General features: G+C 61.5%; 21 protein-coding genes and 1 pseudogene. 12 read left to right on the top strand and 10 right to left on the bottom strand.

Annotated elements, in window-relative coordinates:
* Positions 1 to 122 precede the first annotated feature (122 nt).
* Entirely contained in the window at positions 123 to 2,975 is a 2,853-nt protein-coding gene (locus B3H47_RS14025) for a 2-oxoglutarate dehydrogenase E1 component (protein WP_013123007.1), read from the bottom strand.
* Between the two features lie 435 nt (positions 2,976 to 3,410).
* On the opposite strand from B3H47_RS14025, the pseudogene B3H47_RS15360 reads away from it, so the two are divergent.
* Both B3H47_RS15360 and B3H47_RS14020 read left to right on the top strand, forming a co-directional pair.
* Positions 3,411 to 3,575, top strand: a pseudogene (locus B3H47_RS15360) (pentapeptide repeat-containing protein); the annotation flags it as partial.
* Between the two features lie 169 nt (positions 3,576 to 3,744).
* Complete coding sequence (locus B3H47_RS14020; RefSeq protein ID WP_286987611.1) at positions 3,745 to 4,350, top strand: hypothetical protein; 606 nt, start codon at positions 3,745 to 3,747, stop codon at positions 4,348 to 4,350.
* Between the two features lie 4 nt (positions 4,351 to 4,354).
* On the opposite strand, the gene def is transcribed toward B3H47_RS14020, so the two are convergent.
* The 3 genes from def to murB are packed head-to-tail and all read right to left on the bottom strand — an operon-like array spanning position 4,355 to position 6,274.
* Positions 4,355 to 4,888, bottom strand: a complete 534-nt coding sequence (gene def, locus B3H47_RS14015; RefSeq protein WP_286987609.1) for a peptide deformylase — start codon at positions 4,886 to 4,888, stop codon at positions 4,355 to 4,357.
* A gap of 22 nt (positions 4,889 to 4,910) precedes the next feature.
* Complete coding sequence (locus B3H47_RS14010; protein WP_013123004.1) at positions 4,911 to 5,249, bottom strand: DUF4282 domain-containing protein; 339 nt, start codon at positions 5,247 to 5,249, stop codon at positions 4,911 to 4,913.
* Positions 5,249 to 6,274: a UDP-N-acetylmuramate dehydrogenase gene (gene murB, locus B3H47_RS14005; RefSeq protein WP_286987608.1), complete on the bottom strand. Its 1,026-nt coding sequence runs from the start codon at positions 6,272 to 6,274 to the stop codon at positions 5,249 to 5,251. The genes B3H47_RS14010 and murB overlap by 1 nt, the downstream gene beginning before the upstream one ends.
* A gap of 43 nt (positions 6,275 to 6,317) precedes the next feature.
* Here murB and B3H47_RS14000 point away from each other — a divergent pair, with 43 nt between their 5' ends.
* On the top strand, positions 6,318 to 6,803 hold the full coding sequence (locus B3H47_RS14000) for a YajQ family cyclic di-GMP-binding protein (RefSeq protein WP_276708506.1): 486 nt from the start codon (positions 6,318 to 6,320) through the stop codon (positions 6,801 to 6,803).
* 6 nt (positions 6,804 to 6,809) lie between these two features.
* On the top strand, positions 6,810 to 7,493 hold the full coding sequence (locus B3H47_RS13995; protein WP_276708505.1) for a retropepsin-like aspartic protease family protein: 684 nt from the start codon (positions 6,810 to 6,812) through the stop codon (positions 7,491 to 7,493).
* A gap of 14 nt (positions 7,494 to 7,507) precedes the next feature.
* On the opposite strand, the gene plsY is transcribed toward B3H47_RS13995, so the two are convergent.
* Positions 7,508 to 8,140, bottom strand: a complete 633-nt coding sequence (plsY, locus tag B3H47_RS13990; protein ID WP_276708504.1) for a glycerol-3-phosphate 1-O-acyltransferase PlsY — start codon at positions 8,138 to 8,140, stop codon at positions 7,508 to 7,510.
* Between the two features lie 11 nt (positions 8,141 to 8,151).
* Complete coding sequence (locus tag B3H47_RS13985) at positions 8,152 to 8,640, bottom strand: aminoacyl-tRNA deacylase (protein WP_276708503.1); 489 nt, start codon at positions 8,638 to 8,640, stop codon at positions 8,152 to 8,154.
* A gap of 38 nt (positions 8,641 to 8,678) precedes the next feature.
* Here B3H47_RS13985 and B3H47_RS13980 point away from each other — a divergent pair, with 38 nt between their 5' ends.
* The 4 genes from B3H47_RS13980 (at position 8,679) to B3H47_RS13965 (ending at position 12,190) form a co-directional block, all read left to right on the top strand.
* Positions 8,679 to 9,530, top strand: a complete 852-nt coding sequence (locus tag B3H47_RS13980) for a 3',5'-nucleoside bisphosphate phosphatase (RefSeq protein WP_286987604.1) — start codon at positions 8,679 to 8,681, stop codon at positions 9,528 to 9,530.
* A gap of 11 nt (positions 9,531 to 9,541) precedes the next feature.
* Positions 9,542 to 10,177 carry an L-threonylcarbamoyladenylate synthase gene (locus tag B3H47_RS13975; RefSeq protein ID WP_286987603.1) on the top strand — a complete coding sequence of 212 codons (636 nt, stop codon included), beginning with the start codon at positions 9,542 to 9,544 and terminating at the stop codon, positions 10,175 to 10,177.
* Between the two features lie 92 nt (positions 10,178 to 10,269).
* Positions 10,270 to 10,929 (top strand): site-2 protease family protein, encoded by a 660-nt coding sequence (locus B3H47_RS13970; protein ID WP_013105667.1) that lies wholly within the window; start codon positions 10,270 to 10,272, stop codon positions 10,927 to 10,929.
* Positions 10,930 to 10,960: 31 nt separating this feature from the next.
* Positions 10,961 to 12,190 (top strand): tryptophan--tRNA ligase, encoded by a 1,230-nt coding sequence (locus B3H47_RS13965; protein ID WP_286987602.1) that lies wholly within the window; start codon positions 10,961 to 10,963, stop codon positions 12,188 to 12,190.
* On the opposite strand, the gene B3H47_RS13960 is transcribed toward B3H47_RS13965, so the two are convergent.
* From B3H47_RS13960 to B3H47_RS13950, 3 genes are all read right to left on the bottom strand, one after another.
* Complete coding sequence (locus tag B3H47_RS13960) at positions 12,179 to 12,742, bottom strand: DedA family protein (RefSeq protein WP_286987601.1); 564 nt, start codon at positions 12,740 to 12,742, stop codon at positions 12,179 to 12,181. The two genes, B3H47_RS13965 and B3H47_RS13960, sit on opposite strands and share 12 nt — an antisense overlap.
* Before the next feature lie 106 nt (positions 12,743 to 12,848).
* A complete protein-coding gene (locus B3H47_RS13955; RefSeq protein WP_013105664.1) occupies positions 12,849 to 13,052 on the bottom strand; it encodes a cold-shock protein in 204 nt (67 codons plus the stop codon).
* A 164-nt stretch (positions 13,053 to 13,216) separates the two neighbouring features.
* Positions 13,217 to 13,438: a hypothetical protein gene (locus B3H47_RS13950; protein ID WP_286987736.1), complete on the bottom strand. Its 222-nt coding sequence runs from the start codon at positions 13,436 to 13,438 to the stop codon at positions 13,217 to 13,219.
* Between B3H47_RS13950 and B3H47_RS13945 the strand changes: the two genes are divergently transcribed.
* The 3 genes from B3H47_RS13945 (at position 13,415) to lspA (ending at position 17,945) form a co-directional block, all read left to right on the top strand.
* Positions 13,415 to 14,386 carry a bifunctional riboflavin kinase/FAD synthetase gene (locus tag B3H47_RS13945; protein WP_286987599.1) on the top strand — a complete coding sequence of 324 codons (972 nt, stop codon included), beginning with the start codon at positions 13,415 to 13,417 and terminating at the stop codon, positions 14,384 to 14,386. The genes B3H47_RS13950 and B3H47_RS13945 overlap by 24 nt on opposite strands.
* A 138-nt stretch (positions 14,387 to 14,524) precedes the next feature.
* The gene (ileS, locus tag B3H47_RS13940; RefSeq protein WP_286987597.1) at positions 14,525 to 17,404 is read left to right on the top strand and encodes an isoleucine--tRNA ligase; all 2,880 of its coding nucleotides are present in this window, start codon (positions 14,525 to 14,527) and stop codon (positions 17,402 to 17,404) included.
* 13 nt (positions 17,405 to 17,417) lie between these two features.
* On the top strand, positions 17,418 to 17,945 hold the full coding sequence (gene lspA / locus B3H47_RS13935; RefSeq protein WP_013122992.1) for a signal peptidase II: 528 nt from the start codon (positions 17,418 to 17,420) through the stop codon (positions 17,943 to 17,945).
* 160 nt (positions 17,946 to 18,105) lie between these two features.
* Here lspA and B3H47_RS13930 read toward each other — a convergent pair whose 3' ends face one another.
* Entirely contained in the window at positions 18,106 to 19,116 is a 1,011-nt protein-coding gene (locus B3H47_RS13930; protein WP_286987733.1) for an IS5 family transposase, read from the bottom strand.
* 5 nt (positions 19,117 to 19,121) lie between these two features.
* Between B3H47_RS13930 and B3H47_RS13925 the strand changes: the two genes are divergently transcribed.
* On the top strand, positions 19,122 to 19,603 hold a 482-nt coding region (locus B3H47_RS13925; RefSeq protein ID WP_324344474.1), incomplete at its 3' end, for a type IIL restriction-modification enzyme MmeI.

Here is a 19,603-nt window from a genome sequence, read left to right as displayed (position 1 = left end):
CGGTATTTTTAAGGTGGCCGCGAGAGAGGAAGGGAACTGCGGGAACTGCGCGGCCAGTGAACGGTGTTAGAAGATTTTTTGTGGCTTTCGGGGCGGCCGCTACGCGCGCCGCCCGTCATCAATCAGCGCGTCAGCACATAGCCTTTGAGCTTGCCGAAGGCCGCGCTCAGAAGCTCTTTTTGCTGCTCGGCATGTTTGGCGTAATAGCCCACCGCGGTCGATGCTGAGGCAGGCCGCCCGGCGTAACCGAGCTTCTGCCCTTCGAGCATGTTTTCGTGGATGTGATGCTGTACGAAGAACCATGCGCCCTGATTCTGCGGCTCGTCCTGGCACCACACGATGTCGCGCGCATTGGGGTAGCGTTTGACTTCAGCCGCAAAGGCCTTGTGTGGGAAGGGATAGAGCTGCTCAAGACGAATGATGGCCACATCGTCGATCTTGCGCTCGGCGCGCGCCGCCAGCAGGTCGTAATACACCCGCCCGGAGCAGGCCACGATGCGCTTGACTTTATCGGCCTGCAGTTCTTCCACCTCAGGCAAGACCACTTCGAAACGGCTATTCGCCAGATCGGATAGCGGCGACTTGGCATGCGGGTGCCGCAGCAGCGACTTGGGCGTCATGATGATCAGCGGCTTGCGGAAGGGCCGCAGCATCTGCCGCCGCAATAGATGAAAAATCTGCGACGGGTTGGTCGGCTGGCAGACCTGCATATTGGTCTCGGCGCAAAGCTGCAGGTAGCGCTCCAGGCGCGCCGAAGAGTGCTCCGGCCCCTGCCCTTCGTAGCCGTGCGGCAGCATCAGCGTCAGGCCGCAGGCGCGGCCCCACTTCACTTCGCCAGCCGAGATGAACTGGTCGATGAGCACCTGCGCGCCATTGGCGAAGTCGCCGAACTGCGCCTCCCAGATCACCAGGGTGCGGGGATCGGCGGTGGAGTAGCCGTATTCGAAACCCAGCACAGCCTCTTCCGACAGAATGGAGTCGATCACGGTGAACGGCGCCTGCCCTTCGGCGACGTTCTGCAGCGGGATGTAGGTGCCGACGTCCCACTTTTCGCGGCTTTGGTCGTGCAGCACCGAGTGGCGATGGCTGAAGGTGCCGCGACCGCTGTCTTCGCCGGAAAGCCGCACTGGAAAACCATTGGCCACCAGCGAGGCGAAGGCCATGTGCTCGCCCATGCCCCAGTCCAGCGGCAGTTCGCCGCGGCCCATCTTGGCGCGATCGGCAATCACTTTTTCGACCAAGGGGTGAAGCTTGAAATTCTCTGGCACGGTGGTAATGCGCTCGGCCAGCCGCTTGAGCTCGGTCATCGGCAGGGCCGTGTCAGCGCTGTCGGTCCAGCGGCGGTTGAGGTAGGGCGACCAGTCGACCGCGTACTTGCTCTTGTAGTTGGTGAGCACCGGCTCCAGGCTGATGCCCGACTCCATTTCGGCGCGGAATTCGTGCACCAACTGATCGGCATCCGCCGCGGCAATCACCCCTTGGCTCACCAAACGGTCTGCATAAACCTTGCGCGCGCCCGGATGCGCCGCGATCTTTTTGTACATCAGCGGCTGGGTGACGGCGGGGGTGTCCTGCTCGTTGTGGCCCAGTTTGCGGAAACAAACAATGTCCACCACCACGTCGTGATGGAACTGCTTGCGATAGTCGAGCGCCAGACTGGTCGCAAAGGCCACGCTCTCAGGATCGTCGCCATTCACATGCAGGATGGGCGCCTCGATCATTTTCGCCACGTCGGTGCAATACAGCGTGGAACGCGCATCGCGCGGATCGGAGGTGGTGAAGCCGATCTGATTGTTGATGACAATGTGCACCGTGCCGCCCGTGGTGTAGCCGCGGGTCTGCGCCAGCGCCAGGGTTTCCATCACCACGCCTTGCCCCGCAAACGAGGCATCGCCATGCACCAGCACCGGCAACACCGTTTCGCCGAGCGCGTCGCCGCGCCGATCCAGCCGCGCCCGGGTGGAGCCTTCGATCACCGGATTGACGATTTCCAGATGCGACGGGTTGAACGCCAGGCTCAGGTGCACCGGGCCGCCGGGCGTGGACACATCGCTGGAAAAGCCCTGGTGATACTTCACGTCACCGGACGGCAAGTCATCTGCATGTTTGCCCTCGAACTCGTCGAACAAGTCCTGCGGCCGTTTGCCCAGGGTGTTGACCAGCACATTGAGGCGGCCGCGGTGCGCCATGCCGATGACCACTTCCTGAATGCCCAGCGCGCCCGCGCGCTGAACCAGGGTATCCATGGCGACAATAAAACTCTCGCCGCCTTCGAGCGAAAAGCGCTTCTGGCCGACATATTTGGTCGCCAGATAACGCTCCAGCCCTTCGGCAGCGGTCAACCGTTCAAGCAGATGCTTTTTCGCCTCGGCATCGACATCCGGGCGCGTGCGGGTGGATTCCAGCCGCTGTTGCCACCAGCGTTTCTGGTCCTGATCGCTGAGGTACATGAACTCGGCGCCCAGTGAGCCGCAGTAGGTTTCGTGCAGGTTGTTGAGCAGTTCGCGCAGCGACAGATTTTCGCGATCGAAAAAGGTGTTGCTGACGTTGAACACGGTTTCCAGATCGGCATCGGTAAAGCCATAGAACGACGGCTCCAGGTCCGGGATATTCGGTCGTTCGGTGCGCTTGAGCGGGTCGAGATCGGCCCAACGCACTCCCACATTGCGGTAGGCGGCGATCAGTTGCTGCGCGGCAACCCGTTTACGCGCCAGTTCACCATCGGCCACTGCCTGCAAGGTGCGGATCGGGCCGGATTTGGCGCGCTCGGCAAAGGCCGACACCACCGGGGCATGCGGCACATCGCGCGCATTGCTGCCGTCGAGCGCGGGCACATGTTGCAGCGCATCGAAGTATTCGCGCCAATGGTCGGGAACCGAACCGGGATTGGAGAGATAGCTCTCGTACATCTCTTCGACATACGGGGCATTGCCGCCGAAGAGATAGGAATTGGCTTTGAATTTCTGCATCAACATATGCGCTCACAGTCTGCCGGGCACCCCGGCGCTCAGTGGGAAAACATCCTTCCGCGGCTCGGGCTGCCCGATTGGCGGATTGCGGCTTTAGAAGGGCCTAGACTCAAACGAGTCTGGCAACACTCTAGCACGCAGTTTTGATGCAGCGCAAAGCAGGGATGTAAGTGAGCGTTTCAGCAAGGATCAGCTGAGGGGCGCTGCCCTTGGCCCATCGCCCCCGCAATCACTTGGGCTTGCAAGTCAAATCAAATGCTTACCATGCACTCATCCGCAAAAAAGTAGCGCACGGCAAGCCTAGGCCTGCTGAGCGCGCATTGGTCTTATTGCCAGCAGTTCGCCTAACGAGGACACCGCCATGCCCATCAAAACTTTGACACGACGATTTGTTGTATTTCCCCTTCCCGCTCTGCTCCTCGGCGCCTTGCTGTTGACGGGGTGTGGCGGTGGGGGAAGTTCGACAGCCAGCCCATCGGCGGACCAAAATTCCGCCTTGACTCCGAGTTCTACGACTCCGAGTTCCACGACGCCGACTTCTACGACTCCGACTTCTACGACTCCGACTTCTACGACTCCGACTTCTACGACTCCGACTTCTACGACTCCGAGTTCCACGACCCCGAGTTCTACGACCCCGAGTTCCACGGCACCCAGCGGCACCGCATCCAATTCAAGTTCTGCATCGCCGTCTGCCCCGACAAACAATGTGGGTGTCGTCAATGTCGCCGCACACGCGCTGAAGGTCGATGTGTCGGGTATCGGTACGTCTCCCATGACCACGCCCCCGGTCAACACGCCTGCATCGGGTTCCATCATCCTGGTGCAGGTGCTCACTCAAAATACCGGCACCTTCTCCAGGCTCACCGACAACAAGGGCAACACTTACACGCGCATCGGCAATGCGCAAACCTATGCAGGGGTCGGGGCCGGCAGCTACCTGTATGCCTGCGTCAACGCCAAGGGAGGCGCGGGACAGACCTGGAGCCTCATCAAGATGCCCAGCTACGAAGACAATGAGGCGACCCTGTTCGTTGTGGTGCTGTCGGGTGCGAGCGCATTGGGTGAAACGACCTACAGCAACACCCGCTCAAATAACAGCGCCCAGCCCCTGGTGACAACAGGTCCGAACAGTCTGGTCGTGTCCTTCTGGGGGCCCGCCGATTTCACCGGCTCTCAGAGCGATCCCACCAACGTCTACAACGCGCCAGCTGGCTGGACGCGTCTGGATATGGGCAACAACTCGCTGAACTCCAACAGTGGAGCCGATGCCTGGCAGACCGTACCCAATGCTGGCACTACGATTAACCCTGAATGGTCAGCGGAAACCGCCATCAACAACCCCACCAGCTCCATGTGGCTGGTGGAAGTGAAGCCCTGAGGGTTTAGTCGTCAGCGATGTCCTGCCCGGGAAACAACTCGTCGGTAAAACCGAACCGGCTGAAATCACGGATGCGCATGGGGTAGAGTTTGCCGATCAGATGATCGCACTCATGCTGCACGACGCGGGCATGGAAGCCTTCAGCCTCGCGGTCGATGGGGTTGCCATAGGCATCCATGCCGCGGTAGCGAATCCGGCGAAAGCGCGGCACCCAGCCGCGCAGGCCGGGCACCGATAAGCAGCCTTCCCAGCCCTCTTCCTCGGTATCGTCGAGCACTGAAATTTCCGGGTTGATGAGGACGGTCTGCGGCACGGCAGGCGCCTCGGGGTAACGGGCGCTTTGGCTGAAACCGAAAATCACCACGGCCAGGTCAACCCCGATCTGCGGCGCGGCAAGGCCAACACCACCGGCCGCCTGCATGGTCTCGAACAGATCGGCGATCAGGGCGTGAAGTTCGGGCGTATCCGCCTTGACCACCGGTTTGGCGACGCGCAACAGCCGGGGGTCGCCCATGCGCAAAATGGTGTGGAGCGTCATCGGCTAGCTCTCCAGTTGGCAGTCAGCGCAGGCCCGCGCGTTGTGAAAGCAGTTGCAAGGCCTCGTGCATCTGCAGATAGGCGATGATGAATTCAAACATCATGCGCCACATGAGTTCCATGCAGAAAAAACACAGTAGAAACAACAAAACAGAGATCACGCGCCAACGCTTGGGAACGACCCGGCGAACCGCAGACGCTGACACGCCGCGCATCGACCGCCACAGCGCGAAACGATCGAGCCACAGCCAGAACGCCCAGGCCAGCATCGGCATGCCGATGGCGCCCAGCGCGTAAACCACGCGCAGCACGTCCAGGCTGACAAAGGTGCGGAAGGCGAAAAAATCGACAATCGTCTGCATCACAGAATGACCGGCTCGGGCTCGAGGCGAAGGCCGAATTTCTGCTCGACGCTGTCTTGCACCGCGCGCGCCAGTTCCAGCACGTTGGCGCCGGTAGCCCCGCCGCGATTGACCAGAACGAGGGGCTGCTGCTCATGCACCCCCGCGTTGCCCAGCGATTTTCCTTTCCAGCCGCAGGCGGCGATCATCCACGCTGCGGCGAGTTTGTAGGTGCCGTCGTCCAGCGGGTAGCTGACGATGTCGGGATGTTCTTCCAGGATTTCATTGCGGATGGTGCGATTGACCACCGGGTTCTTGAAAAAACTCCCGGCGTTGCCCAGTTTGGCCGGGTCCGGCAATTTACTGGTTCGAATCGCGCACACGGCCCGAAACACATCGTGGGGCGATGGGTCGGAGATCTGCTCGCGCTGCAACCACCGCGCCACGTCCGCATACCCCGCCACAGGCGTCCAGGGCTTGGGCAGACGCAGGCGAATCGCGGTGATGACCGACTTGCCCGCGAGTTCGCGTTTGAAAATGCTGTCGCGGTAACCCAGCCGACAATGTGCCGCAGGCAAGGTGGCGCTGCGGCCGGTAACGAAGTCGACCACATCGACCGACTCCAGCCGGTCGGATAACTCCAAGCCGTACGCGCCGATGTTCTGCACCGGCGCCGCCCCCGCCGTGCCGGGAATGAGGGCGAGATTCTCCAGCCCGGCAAAGCCCTGCTCCAGCGCCCAGATCACCACGTCATGCCAGGGCTCGCCTGCGCCCACTTCGATCAGGGTGGAACGGGCGTCGTCTTCGAGCACGCGCAGGCCGCGAATTTCCGTCTTCACCACCACCGCATCGTCAATGTCGCGGGTGAACAGCACGTTGCTTCCGCCGCCCAGAATGAATTTGGGCGAACGCCCCCATTCGGGATGATCGACCACCAGACGAACATCGCGCGCACTGCGCACCCTCACCAGACGCCGCGCGGTGGCTTCGATGCCAAAGGTGTTGAATGCGCGCAGGGGCACATCGGTTTCGAGTTCCAGGCTCATAGAATCCTACAGATCAAACATCCATTATCTTCAAGGTTCACTTATGCCCTCTTTCGATGCCGTTCTCGAACCCGATCTTGTCGAAGTGCGCAACGCCTGCGATCAAGCGGCGAAGGAAATCGCCACCCGCTTTGATTTCAAGGGCAGTTCGGCCCAGGTCGAGCAGAACGACAAGGCGCTCACGCTGACCGCCGACAGCGACTTTCAGCTCGGGCAGGTGCGCGATGTACTGATGGCCAAAGCCGCCAAGCGCAAAATCGATCCGCGCTTTTTCGATCTCGGGAAAATCGAAAAAATTTCCGGAGACAAGGTCAAACAGGTCATCACCGTGAAGGCCGGCATTCCGCAGGAGCTGGCGAAAAAGATCACTGCAGCGATCAAGGGCTCCAAGCTCAAACTGACTTCCGCGATTCAGGGCGACATCGTGCGCATCACTGGGGCCAAGCGCGATGACCTGCAGGCGGCCATGGCGGTGCTGCGCAAAGACATCGAGGAAGCGCCGCTGTCATTCAACAATTTTCGGGACTGAGCTGGCGTGAGCAAATCCGCCAGGCTGCTGCGCCCTTGGTCTGCTGCGCGCGCTGCCCGCTGGGTCTTAGCCTGCACGGTCTTTGCGCTGGGCGGCAACCCGGCCTTTGCTGCGGCGGCAAGCGTGGGTCTGGCCGGAAAATTTGGCGATCAGGCGCTGCTGGTGATCGACGGTGGCGCGCCGCGCACACTGCGCATCGGTCAAACGGTGCAAGGTGTGAAACTGTTGGCCCTCTCGGGCCAACAGGCCACGGTGGAAGTCAGCGGGCAGAAAATGCAACTGGGCCTGGGCGCCGCGCCGCTGAGCGTGGGGGCGACGGCCGCGCAGCGCACCGTTCTGTTTGCGAAATCAAACGGACAGTTCGTGACAGAGTGCCGCATCAACGGCGAACTGTTGCGCATGATGGTGGACACGGGGGCCACCCGCATCACCCTCAGCCGAGAACAAGCCCAGCGGCTGGGCCTCAATCTGCAGAATGGAAGAGCCTCGGCCGTCAACACCGCCAATGGCACCATCCCTGCAACCTTGATTGATCTCGACAAAGTGCGCGTGGGCCATATCGAACTGCACAACGTACCCGCCGTGGTGATCAACACCCCAATGCCCTACGCCCTGCTCGGCATGAGCTTTCTGCAACGGGTCAATATGCAACACGACGGCGACCGCATGACCCTGAGCCCTCGATATTGAGGGGCGCGCGGTTTTTATTTCTTCCGCCCGATGCGGCTTTCTTCGCCGCGCATCAGCTTGCCGATATTGCTCTTGTGCCGCCAGATCAGCAGCGCGCTGATGATCATCAGGGCAAGCAGCAGCGCGGGGTCGACGTTCCAGGCCAGCCCGCCGCCAAACCAGTAATAAAACGGTGCGAACACCGCAGCCACCAACGCCGCTAAAGAGGAGTAGCGAAAAAATCCGGCCACGATCAGCCAGGTGGCCAGCGTGGCCAGCCCCAGCCAGGGCTGGACGGCCAGCAACACGCCCGCCGCCGTCGCCACGCCTTTGCCGCCCTTGAAATGGAAAAACACAGGGTAGAGATGCCCCAGAAACACGGCCACAGCCACCAAGGCCACACCAGGCGCGCCAAGCCCGAAGCCAGGGCCGATCACCAGGGCCAGCCAGACCGCCAGCCAGCCTTTGAAGGCGTCGAGCAGTAAGGTCAGGATGGCGGCGAGCTTGTTGCCGCTGCGCAGCACATTGGTGGCACCCGGATTGCCCGAACCGTAGGTGCGCGGGTCGGCCATGCCCATGACGCGGCTAACCAAGACGGCGAACGACAGCGATCCCAACAGATAGGCCAGCCCGGCGGAGATCAGGGCCACAACGTTCGATGTATTCATGCTTTGTGATTCTATTGAACGCAGTTCATCCAGCGCACCTGCAAAACCGCGTCGAGCACGTCGGGGGAGAGCCCCAGCAGATAACCGCGCCGCCCGCCATTGATGTAGATGCGCTCCAGCGCCCGCACCGATTGCTCGCCATAAATCGGCATGGCCTTGCGCAGACCAAATGGCGACGTTCCGCCGACCAGATACCCGCTATGCCGCTGCGCCACCTCAGGCTTGCAGGGCTCAACCTGCCGCGCACCGATCGCCCGGGCCAACTGCTTGGTCGAGACCTCCCGGTCGCCATGCATGAGCACGACCAGCGGTTGCGATGCATCGTCTTGCATCACCAGGGTTTTGATCACCGCGTGCACCGGCAGCCCCAAGCTCTGCGCGCCCCAGGCGGCTCCGCCATGATCGACGTAGTCATACACATGCTCGGTGTAGGCCACGCCTTGCGCGCGCAGCCATTGCGTGGCCGGGGTCAGGCTGATATGTCGAGAAGATTTGCCCATCCGGCGCAGTTTAGACGCCCTCCCTACAATGCGGCATCATGTCTGCTTCTTCTGCGCGCAATCCCGATCTGCACTGTCATTCCACGGTTTCAGACGGCACACTGACGCCTGCCGCCCTGGCGCAGCGGGCCCATGCGAATGGGATTGATCTCTGGGCGCTCACCGATCACGATGAACTCGGCGGCTTGACCGAAGCGCGGCAAAGCGCCGAGGCACTGGGTCTGCGTTTTGTAACTGGGGTGGAAATTTCGGTATCTTTTGCCGCGCAGACCGTGCACATCGTAGCGCTGAATTTCGACGATTCTCATCCGGTCTTGCAAGGCGGCCTGCAACAGATTCGCGCCGGTCGCGACCAACGCGCAAGAGATATGGCGGCCGATCTTGAAAAGCATCTGGGTCTGTCCGACGTATACGCCGGCGCGCTGCGCTATGCGGGCAATCCGGCGCTGATGTCGCGCACGCACTTTGCCCGCTTGCTGGTGGAACTCGGCGTGTGCCGCCAGACCCACGAGGTGTTCAGCCGCTATCTCACACCGGGCAAGCCCGGCTATGTCGAACACGAATGGGCCCGCCTCGACGAGGCCCTGAGCTGGGTTCGCGCCGCCGGGGGAATCACCGTGATTGCCCATCCCGGGCGTTACCGCTTCACCGAAACCGAAGAGTGGGCCCTGCTGGAACGCTTCAAGTCGCTGGGCGGTCAGGGCATCGAGGTGGTGACCGGCAGCCATACCGCAGCGCAGGCCCGCAAATACGCCAAGCTCGCGCTGGAATTCGGCTTCTACGCCTCGCGCGGCTCCGATTTTCACAGCCCAGGAGAAAGCATCTGCGACCTCGGGCGTCTCGCCCCCCTGCCCGCCAACCTCGCTCCCGTCTGGGATTTGCTGCATTGAACCCCTCCACCATGGCGCAATACTTCAACCTGCACCCCGACAACCCGCAGCTTCGGCTGATCAAGCAAGCCGCCGCCGTGCTGCACAGTGGTGGCGTGGCGGCGATTCCGACCGACTCGTCTTATGCCCTGGTCTGCCATCTCGACGACAAAGCCGCCGTGCAACGCCTGCGGCAAATCCGCCAGGTGGATGAGCGGCATCACCTCACCCTGCTGTGCAGCGACCTGTCCGAACTGGGCAACTATGCCCGCGTGGACAACCGGCAATACCGTCTCATCCGCGCCTGCACGCCCGGGCCGTACACCTTCATTCTCGAAGCCACTAAGGAAGTGCCGCGTCGGGTGTCGCACCCCTCGCGCAAGACCATCGGCGTGCGGGTGCCGCAAAACGCCGTGGCCCACACCCTGCTGGTGGAAATGGCCCAGCCCCTGCTCGCCACCACCTTGATTCTGCCCGGAGACGAACACGCGCTAAACGACGCCGCCGATATTCGCGACCAGCTCGGGCATCAAGTCGATCTAGTGCTCGACGCCGGGCCCTGCCCCAGCGAGCCCACCACCGTGGTCGATCTGTGCGGCGCAGAGCCCGTGGTCATTCGCATCGGCCGCGGCCCGCTCGATGCGCTCGGCCTCCCGGCCTTGCAGTAAACCCCGCGCAATCCACCTGTTCATCCTTGGCGCAGGGCGGGTCAAGCCGCCCCTGGCCCGCCCTGTCACCACGCCCTTCCTACAATTCCCGCATGGATCAACTCATACAGGCTGTCACCGTCTACGCCCTGCCGGTGCTCTTTGCCATCACCCTGCACGAAGCGGCGCACGGCTATGCGGCGCGCTACTTCGGCGACAACACCGCCTACATGATGGGCCGCGTATCGCTCAATCCGGTGCGGCACATCGATCCGATCGGCACCATCCTCGTGCCTCTCATTCTCTATTTCGCCACCTCCGGGGCATTTCTCTTTGGCTATGCCAAGCCGGTCCCAGTGAATTTCGGGCGACTGCGCAACCCCAAGAGCGACATGATCTGGGTCGCGCTCGCCGGCCCGGCTTCCAACTTTTTTCAGGCCTTTCTCTGGGGCCTGCTGCTCGTCGGCCTGCACGCCTTCGCCGTCAACGAGGTCTATTTTTACGATGTCGCCCAGGCCGGCATTCTGGTGAATCTGGTGATGTTCGTGTTCAACCTGTTTCCGCTGCCGCCACTCGATGGCGGCCGCATTCTGGTGGGGCTGCTGCCGGTGCGGCAAGCCATCGCCGTCTCAAGGGTCGAACCCTACGGCTTTTTCATCGTGATGGCGCTGGTGCTCACCGGCATCGTCACCAACTTCTGGCTCAGCCCGCTCATGGCGCTGTCCATGCAAGTTCTCAAGGTTCTGCTCAGCCCCTTTCAGATGCTCCTCTGAGCCCCCTTTTTTCTCCTCCGACTCTTTCCTTATGACTCTCCCTGCACAGGCCGATGGCGCAACGGGCGCCGATGATCGCGTTTTGTCCGGCATGCGCCCCACGGGTGCGCTGCACCTGGGGCATTACCACGGCGCCTTGAAAAACTGGGCACAGCTGCAAAACGCGCACGACTGCTACTTTTTCGTCGCCGACTGGCACGCGCTGACCACCCATTACGAAACGCCGGAAACCATCCACGCGCACACCACCGAGATGGTGATCGACTGGCTGGCCGCTGGCGTCGATCCGAACAAAGCCACCTTATTCGTGCAAAGCCGGGTGCTGGAGCACGCCGAGCTGTTTCTGCTGCTGGGTATGGGCACCCCTTTGTCCTGGCTGGAGCGTGTGCCCACATACAAAGATCAGATCGCCAATCTGAAGGACAAAGACCTGACCACCTACGGCTTTCTCGGCTACCCGCTGCTGCAGGCCGCAGACATCCTCATTTATCTGGCGCGTTATGTGCCCGTCGGGGCCGATCAGGTGCCGCACATCGAGATGAGCCGTGAAATCGCGCGCCGTTTCAATAACCTCTATGGCAAAGATCCTGCGGTTGAGGCACAGGCGCGAGCCGCGGCGGCCAAATTGCCCGAGGACGTTCGCGCACAACTCGCTGCCCTGCGTCGTGCCGCCGATCAGGAGGGGCTGACCGAAAAACGCGAACAGGCTCGCGAACTGATCGCCGCCAGCAAACTGTCGCGTGCAGAAAAAGACGCCCTGCGAGCGCAACTCAGCGGTGGTCGCAGGCAAATCCTGCGCGAGCCCGAAGCGCTGCTGACCCCTGAGTCCAAGCTGCCAGGGTTGGATGGCCGCAAGATGTCCAAGAGCTACGGCAATTCCATCGCCATCCGGGAGGAGCGCGCGAGCGTCGAGCACAAAATCAAACGCATGCCCACCGATCCCGCGCGCGTCAAACGCACCGATCCCGGCACGCCCGAACGCTGTCCCGTCTGGCAATTCCACCTGGCCTACACCGACGACGCCACCCGCGACTGGGTGCAACGCGGCTGTACCACGGCGGGCATCGGCTGCCTGGAGTGCAAGCAGCCCATCATCGATGCCATCCTGCGCGAACAGCAACCCATGTTCGAGCGGGCCCAGCCCTACCTCGACAACCCCGCGCTGGTGCACGACATCCTGGCGCACGGCAGCGACAAGGCGCGCGCCACGGCACAACAAACCATGCACGCCGTCCGAGACGCGATGGGCCTAAAGATTTGAAGATGCGCGTTGTCGGCGTTTCCACAGACGCCAGACGATCAACACGACGACGATGGCGATAGCCAGCAGGATTTCCTCGGCCCATTGCAAACGAGACGTCAACTGCGCCACGCCTGCGCCGAAAAACCACCCCAAGCCCGTGACAAGCGGTGCCCACAAGGCGGCGCCTATGGTGTTGTAAAGCACAAACCGCCAGGGTGCTACGCCCGCCATGCCGATCAGCACGGGCCCGGCGATGCGCAAGCCATAGAGAAAGCGCACGCTGACAATCGCCCAGGGCGCCCCGCGATGCAGCAAGCGCTGAACGCGGGGCAGGTTTTTTTCCAAACCGGAGAAACGCTTGACCAACTGCGGCCCAAACCAACGCCCCAGAAAGAAAAAAAACTGATCCCCCAGAGTAGCTGCCAGTGCAGCCACCAAAACAACCCAGGGCCACTCCAGCCAGCCACGGTGGGCCCCATACCCCGCAAGCAGCAGTACGGTCTCTCCCTCGGCAAGGGCGCCTAAAGCTACTGCGGCATAGCCGTAATGTCGAACGAAGTCCTCGACCATGGGTTACAGATCTATCGGGATAGTTGGCGCACAAAAAAACCGGCCAGTGGCCGGTTGATTTTGCAACGCCCTGACTTTTGGCCAGGAAGCCGCCGCCCTACCTAAATTAGATGGGGCGAATGGCAGAAGCCTGGGGACCTTTCGGGCCAGCCTTCACCGTGAATTCGACGCGCTGGTTTTCCTGCAGAGTGCGGAAACCTTTGGCCTGAATTTCAGAAAAATGCGCGAACAGATCTTCGCCGCCTTCATCAGGCTTGATGAAGCCGAAGCCCTTGGACTCGTTAAACCATTTCACAGTACCGGTAGCCATGAATCAACCTTTAAAGAAAATATAGATAAGTGCAAATCTTCAACAAGCCCGGCAAATCACTACTGTGAAACCGACACAAGCCAACTCTCAAGCAAATGAGAACCTTGGCTCTTGTTTCGACTGCGCACTAACTATACACGCAAAAAACCTGCGCGCGCGACAATTCAGCGCAGGGCAAACCCTCTGTGCACTCCTGCAAAAGGCGCGGTGTTGGATAAGGCGGACAATAGACGTTTTTCATACGGGCAGGGTCGCAGCGATTCGCCGACGTGCGCATCAGATTGGAGCGCACCCTTAAAATTTTTTGATTGCTGCAACAGCTCAAAAAATCTCTCAAAACAACACTCTAACAAATTGTTTTTATGCATGTTTTTAGAGGAATTCATCACCGATCATTAGCATCGCGAACGGCGTTGACCATCGGTAATTTCGATGGGGTGCACCGGGGGCATCTCGCCATGTTGCACCAGTTGGTGCAAGTCGCCCGGTCGCGTGGCCTGGTGCCGACGGTGCTGACCTTCGAGCCGCACCCGCGTGATTTTTTTGCAACACTCCAGGGGCACCCTGACTCCGCACCCAGCCATATTTCGACCTTGCGCGACAAGTTGTGCGCCTTGCGTGAAGCCGGAGTGCAGCAAGTTGTCGTGCTGCGCTTCGATCCTCGCATCGCCGCGTTGTCTCCAGAGGAGTTTGTGGCGCAGATCGTGTGGCAGGGCCTCAAGGCGCAATTCGTCCTGGTCGGCGATGATTTTCGCTTTGGCGCCAGGCGCGCGGGAGATTTCGCCCAGCTCGATACCTTGATGCGCAACCTGGGCGGCGAAGCACGTCAGATGCCTGTGGTCACGGAAACCGCGCTGAGAATCTCGAGTTCGGCTGTGCGGCAGGCGCTGCAGGCGGGTGACATGGAGACCACGCAGGTTTTGCTGGGTCGCCCCTATGCCATTTCGGGGCATGTGTTGCACGGGGCCAAACTTGGCCGCAAGCTGGGCTTCCCGACGTTGAATCTGCGGTTTGATCGCGCCCGCCCCGCGCTTGGCGGTGTTTTCGTCGCCCGGGTACACGGGCTGGAGTTGGCGCCCCTGCCCGCCGTGGCGAGCCTGGGAACGCGCCCGGCCGTCGAGACCGACGGGCGGGTGTTGCTGGAAACGCATGTGTTCGATTGGCAGACAGAGGCCTACGGTAAACTCATCCGGGTGGAACTCCTGCACAAACTGCGCGACGAAGCGCATTACCCCGACCTGACTCAACTGATTGCGGCGATTCAGAACGACAGCGACCAGGCGCGCGCCTGGTTTGCTCAGCTCGCCCGACAAACCACCCGCGATCGAATTTGACGGCGCTCGCCCTCGGGCACCCGACTCGCCCAGCTTTGACGATCGGTTGCTTCGGGTGATATCGCGGTTCACTTTTTTCTCGCTCACTCCTTCTCATTGGACCCTTTGCTCGGGGCTCCAGCACAGCACTGCCATTCCATGGATCACGCCGACTCTTCCGCAGCCGAAAAACCCGATTACCGGGCCACGCTGAACCTGCCAGACACCCCCTTCCCCATGCGCGGCGATCTGCCCAAGCGCGAACCGCAATGGATCAAGGACTGGAACGAAAACGGTCTCTACCAGAGGCTGCGCTTGGCGCGCTCCGGGGCGCCGAAATTCGTGCTGCACGACGGTCCGCCGTATGCCAACGGTCAGATTCACATGGGACATGCGGTCAACAAGATTCTGAAGGACATGATCGTCAAGGCACGTCAGTTGAGCGGCTTTGATGCGGCTTACATTCCCGGTTGGGACTGTCACGGTCTGCCGATCGAAAACGCCATCGAAAAGCAGTTTGGCCGCTGCCTGCCGCGCGACGAGATGCAGGCCAAGAGCCGCGCCTATGCCACGGCGCAGATCGACCAGCAAAGGACGGATTTCAAGCGTCTGGGCGTGCTGGGCGACTGGGATCATCCCTATCGCACCATGGATTTCGTCAACGAAGCGGCGGAGATTCGCGCTTTCAAACGGGTGATCGAGCGCGGCTTTGTGTACCGTGGCCTCAAGCCGGTGTATTGGTGTTTTGATTGCGGTTCATCGCTGGCTGAATTCGAGATCGAATATGCCGACAAAAAATCGCAGACGCTCGATGTCGCCTTTGAGTCGAATGATCGCGTGGCACTCGCTTCGGCTTTTGGCCTGCCCGCGCTACCCGATGCCGCCAAGCCCGCCTTCGCCGTCATCTGGACGACGACCGCCTGGACGATTCCCGCCAATCAGGCGCTCAATCTCAACCCGGAAATCGAATACGCCCTGGTCGATACGCCGCGCGGCTACCTGGTGCTGGCCGCCAGCCTGGTCGACCCCTGCCTGAAGCGTTATGAGATTGAGGGCGCGATCGTGGCCACCGCACCCGGCAAGGCGCTGGGCGGGCTGGAGTTCCGCCACCCGCTCTACGAGGTGGATGCGGGTTACCGCCGACTGTCGCCGGTCTATCTGGCCGACTACGCCACCGCCGACGACGGTACCGGCATCGTGCATTCCTCACCCGCTTACGGCGTCGACGACTTCAACTCCTGCGTTGCGCACGGCATGGCCTATGAGGACATCCTCAACCCGGTGCAGGGCGACGGCAGCTACGCGCCCGACTTTCCGCTGTTCGGCGGGCAGAACATCTGGAAGGCGGTGCCTCACATCATCGATACCCTGCGTCAGGCTGATCGGCTGATGGCCACCTACGGCATCACCCACAGCTACCCGCACTGCTGGCGCCACAAGGTGCCGGTGATCTATCGCGCGGCGGCGCAGTGGTTCATCCGCATGGACGAAGGCGAAGGCGTGTTCACCAAGGACAAGGCGCCGAAAACGCTGCGGCAGATGGCGCTCGAGGCCATTGAGCACACCAGTTTTTATCCCGAAAACGGCAAGGCGCGCCTGCACGACATGATCGCCAACCGGCCGGACTGGTGCATCAGCCGCCAGCGGAGCTGGGGCGTGCCGATCCCGTTTTTTCTGCACAAGGACAGCGGCGAACTGCACCCGCGCACCATGGACATCCTCGATGTCGCCGCCGAGATGGTGGAGCACGGCGGCATCGAGGCCTGGAGCAAGGCCAGCGCCACCGACATCCTCGCCCGCGTGGGTTGCGCAGACGACGCGGCGCACTACAGCAAAAGCGCTGACATCCTCGAAGTCTGGTTCGACTCGGGCACCACGCACACCACCGTGCTCATGGGCAGTCATGCAGGCGCGGGCCATGCCGAAGGCCCGCAGGCCGATCTCTATCTGGAAGGCCATGACCAACACCGCGGCTGGTTTCATTCCTCGCTGCTCACCTCGTGCGCCATGTACGGCCGCGCGCCCTACAAAGGGCTGTTGACCCACGGCTTCACCGTGGACAGCCAGGGCCGCAAGATGAGCAAGTCGCTGGGCAATGGCATCGATCCGCTGCAGACCTGCAACAAGCTGGGCGCGGAGATCATCCGCCTGTGGGTAGCCGCCTCCGACTATTCCGGCGACATTGCGGGCGACGACAAAATCCTCGCCCGCGTGGTCGATGGTTATCGCCGCATCCGCAACACACTGCGGTTTCTGCTGGCCAATACCAGCGACTTCGATCCCGCCCGGCATGCCGTACCGCTGAGCCAGATGTTCGAACTCGACCGCTGGGCGCTGGCCCACGCGCAGAGTCTGCAATCGGTCATCCTGGCGCATTACGAGCAATACGAGTTCCACCCGGTAGTGGCCAAGCTGCAGGTCTACTGCTCCGAAGACCTAGGCGCGTTCTATCTCGACGCCCTGAAAGACCGCCTCTACACCACAGCGCCCGACAGCCTTGCCCGACGCAGCGCCCAGACCGCGCTGTGGCAAATCACTCAAGGCATGCTGCGCTGGATGGCGCCCTTCCTCAGCTTCACCGCTGAAGAGGCTTGGGCGCTGATCGGCAAGAGCGAGAGCATTTTTGCCGAGACCTATTGGCAGTGGCCCGAGCAGACCGACAGCGCCCTGCTACTCGATCAGTGGGCGCGTATTCGCGCCCTACGAGAGGCGACCAACAAGGAAATCGAGGCCTTGCGCGAGCAAGGAAAAATCGGCGCCTCGCTGCAGGCCGAAGTCGATATTTACGCCCCGCCGGCCGAGCACGCCCTGCTCGAACGCTTAGGAGACGACCTGCGCTTTGTGCTCATCACCTCGCGCGCCAGCCTGCATCCGAGCGATGGAGAACTGCGCATCGTGGTGACGCCCACAAAGCAACCCAAATGCGAACGCTGCTGGCACTGGCGCGAAGATGTCGATGCCGATCCGGCGCATCCCGGTCTGTGCGGGCGCTGCGTGAGCAACCTCTTCGGCGCGGGCGAACCGCGCCACCTCGCCTGAGACTCCCCCGCCCATGCCCTCTGCTCTGTCTGACAGCTCCTTCACCGCCCGGCGCGGCCGGGTCTGGCCCTGGCTGCTGGTCTCGCTGGCGATCATTGCCGCCGACCAGTTCACCAAATGGTGGGTACGGCAAGACCTGCCGCTCGACAGCAGCCATCCGGTGACCGGTTTTTTCAATCTGGTCTACATCCACAACCCCGGAGCGGCGTTCTCGTTTCTCGCCAGTGCGCCGGGCTGGCAGCGCTGGTTTTTCACCGCGCTAAGCCTCGCCGCTTCGCTGTTCATCCTCTGGCTGATGTTCCGCAACCGGGGAAAGCCTTTGTTCAACCTGGCGCTGGCGTGCATTCTCGGCGGGGCCTTGGGCAATGTGATCGACCGCGTGCTGTGGGGCAAGGTGACCGACTTCCTCGACTTTTACATCACCCTCAACGGCCAGCAGTGGCACTGGCCCGCGTTCAATCTGGCCGACTCGGCGATTTTCATCGGCGCCATGCTGCTGATCGTGGACGAACTCCGACGCGCTCGCCAGCACCGGTCTTGACGTTTGGGCACCTCGAATTACCCGGTTTTTGAGCTGACATCTCCATGATGACGCCACAATCGAGCCCAGTTCCGGGGCCTGCGAAGGGCAGCGCGAGGATCTTTGTGCCCTCTGTGCCTGGATTCGGTCGATTTCGACCGGTCCAAGCCCATTTCGGGCGTCAGAAGGGCTGCGGACCGACGTCCATCAGCGTGCACAGACGCCGCAGGTTGTAGGTCGCCGCCTTCCAGTGCAGATGCAGCGTCGCCCGGTCCAGGCCGATTGAGCGCAACGCCTTGCCGCCCATCTGCTCCAGGCTGGCGTAGATGGGCTCCACGCGGGCCCGGGTCTTGGCAATGCGCCGATTGCGTCGCTCCTGACAGTCCGACAACGGCTTGCCAGCTTGGCCCTTGCGCTGGATATGCAGGCGCCAGCCCTGGGCCGTCAGGCGCTGCTCGCGCTCGCCGTCGACGTAGCCCTTGTCGGCGTAGACATCGCGGCTGGTGTTGCCAGCATCGAGCACGCCCTCGAAGTGCAAGGTGTCGTGCTCGCTGGCCGTGCTCACCTGCACGCGGCGAATCAGCTTGTGTCGCTTGTCCACGCTCGTGGACAACTTGTAGCCGAAGTCGCTCTTGCCGTGCTTCTTGGTCCAGCGCGCCTGCACGTCCTTCTGCCGACGCTTCGAAGGCGACCACTCGGCCGGCATGGCATCGTGCTGCACGATCTCTTTCTCGTCACGCGTGAGCTTCTGCTTCGGCGCCACCACGATGCTCGCGTCGATCATCTGCCCGCCCCGCGCGATGTAGCCTTGGCGGTCGAGCTGCCGGTTCACCGCTTCGAAGATCTTCTCGGTGGCCCCCGCCTTGATCAGCCTCTCCTTGAAAGCCCAGAGGGTCGTGCGGTCGGGTGCGTGCGAACTCTGCCGCAGCCCCACGAAGCGCTGGAAGCTCAACCGGTCCAGGAGCTGGAATTCCATCTGTTCATCGCTGAGGTTGTAGAGCTGCTGGATCACCAGAACCCGGACCATCAACTCGGTCGGAAACGGCGGCCGTCCGCCGCGCTCGCGGCCAGGCCGGGGCGCTGCCTCGTCGATCTGCGCGGCCAGCGCCGCAAAGTCCACGTGCGCAGACAGCTTCGCGCACGCGTCGCCGATCTTGTCCAGCTTCGTCTCACGCTCTTGCTCCGCGAACAGACTGAATGGTTCTTGGCAACCAACCCTATGAGGGTGGACATCTAATTGTTGATAAAGCAGAACTGGAAGCGCTCTCACTTGAGCCAAGAGCAAAAGATTTGCTGGTTCGCAAGTTTTTAGGTTCGTCCGAGGTTATCAATGGCACTGAACGCTATTGTTTGTGGATCACAGATGATGTCCTCCCGCTTGCGCGCTCCATTCCTTCCGTATGGTCGCGAGTCGAACAAGTAAGGTCGTGGCGACTTGAAAGCACCCGGCCGGGCACACGCGCGATGGCAGACCGTCCACATCAGTTCTGCGAAATGAAACACCCCACGAAATGTGTCACGATAATTCCAATCCGAAGTTCTGAAAATCGGGAGTATCTCCCTGTTAGTATTTTCAATGAAATGGTGACGGTTAATAACCTCGCCTATGCTATATATGATGGGGATTTGCTTAATTTTTCCATAATTGCGTCAAGAATGTTCGTGCCGAACGAAAATTG

It is taken from the genome of Thiomonas sp. UBA7699, from assembly GCF_002482605.1.
GTDB classification, from domain to species: domain Bacteria; phylum Pseudomonadota; class Gammaproteobacteria; order Burkholderiales; family Burkholderiaceae_C; genus Thiomonas; species Thiomonas arsenitoxydans.
This window is presented reverse-complemented; position numbering and strand designations above follow the sequence as displayed.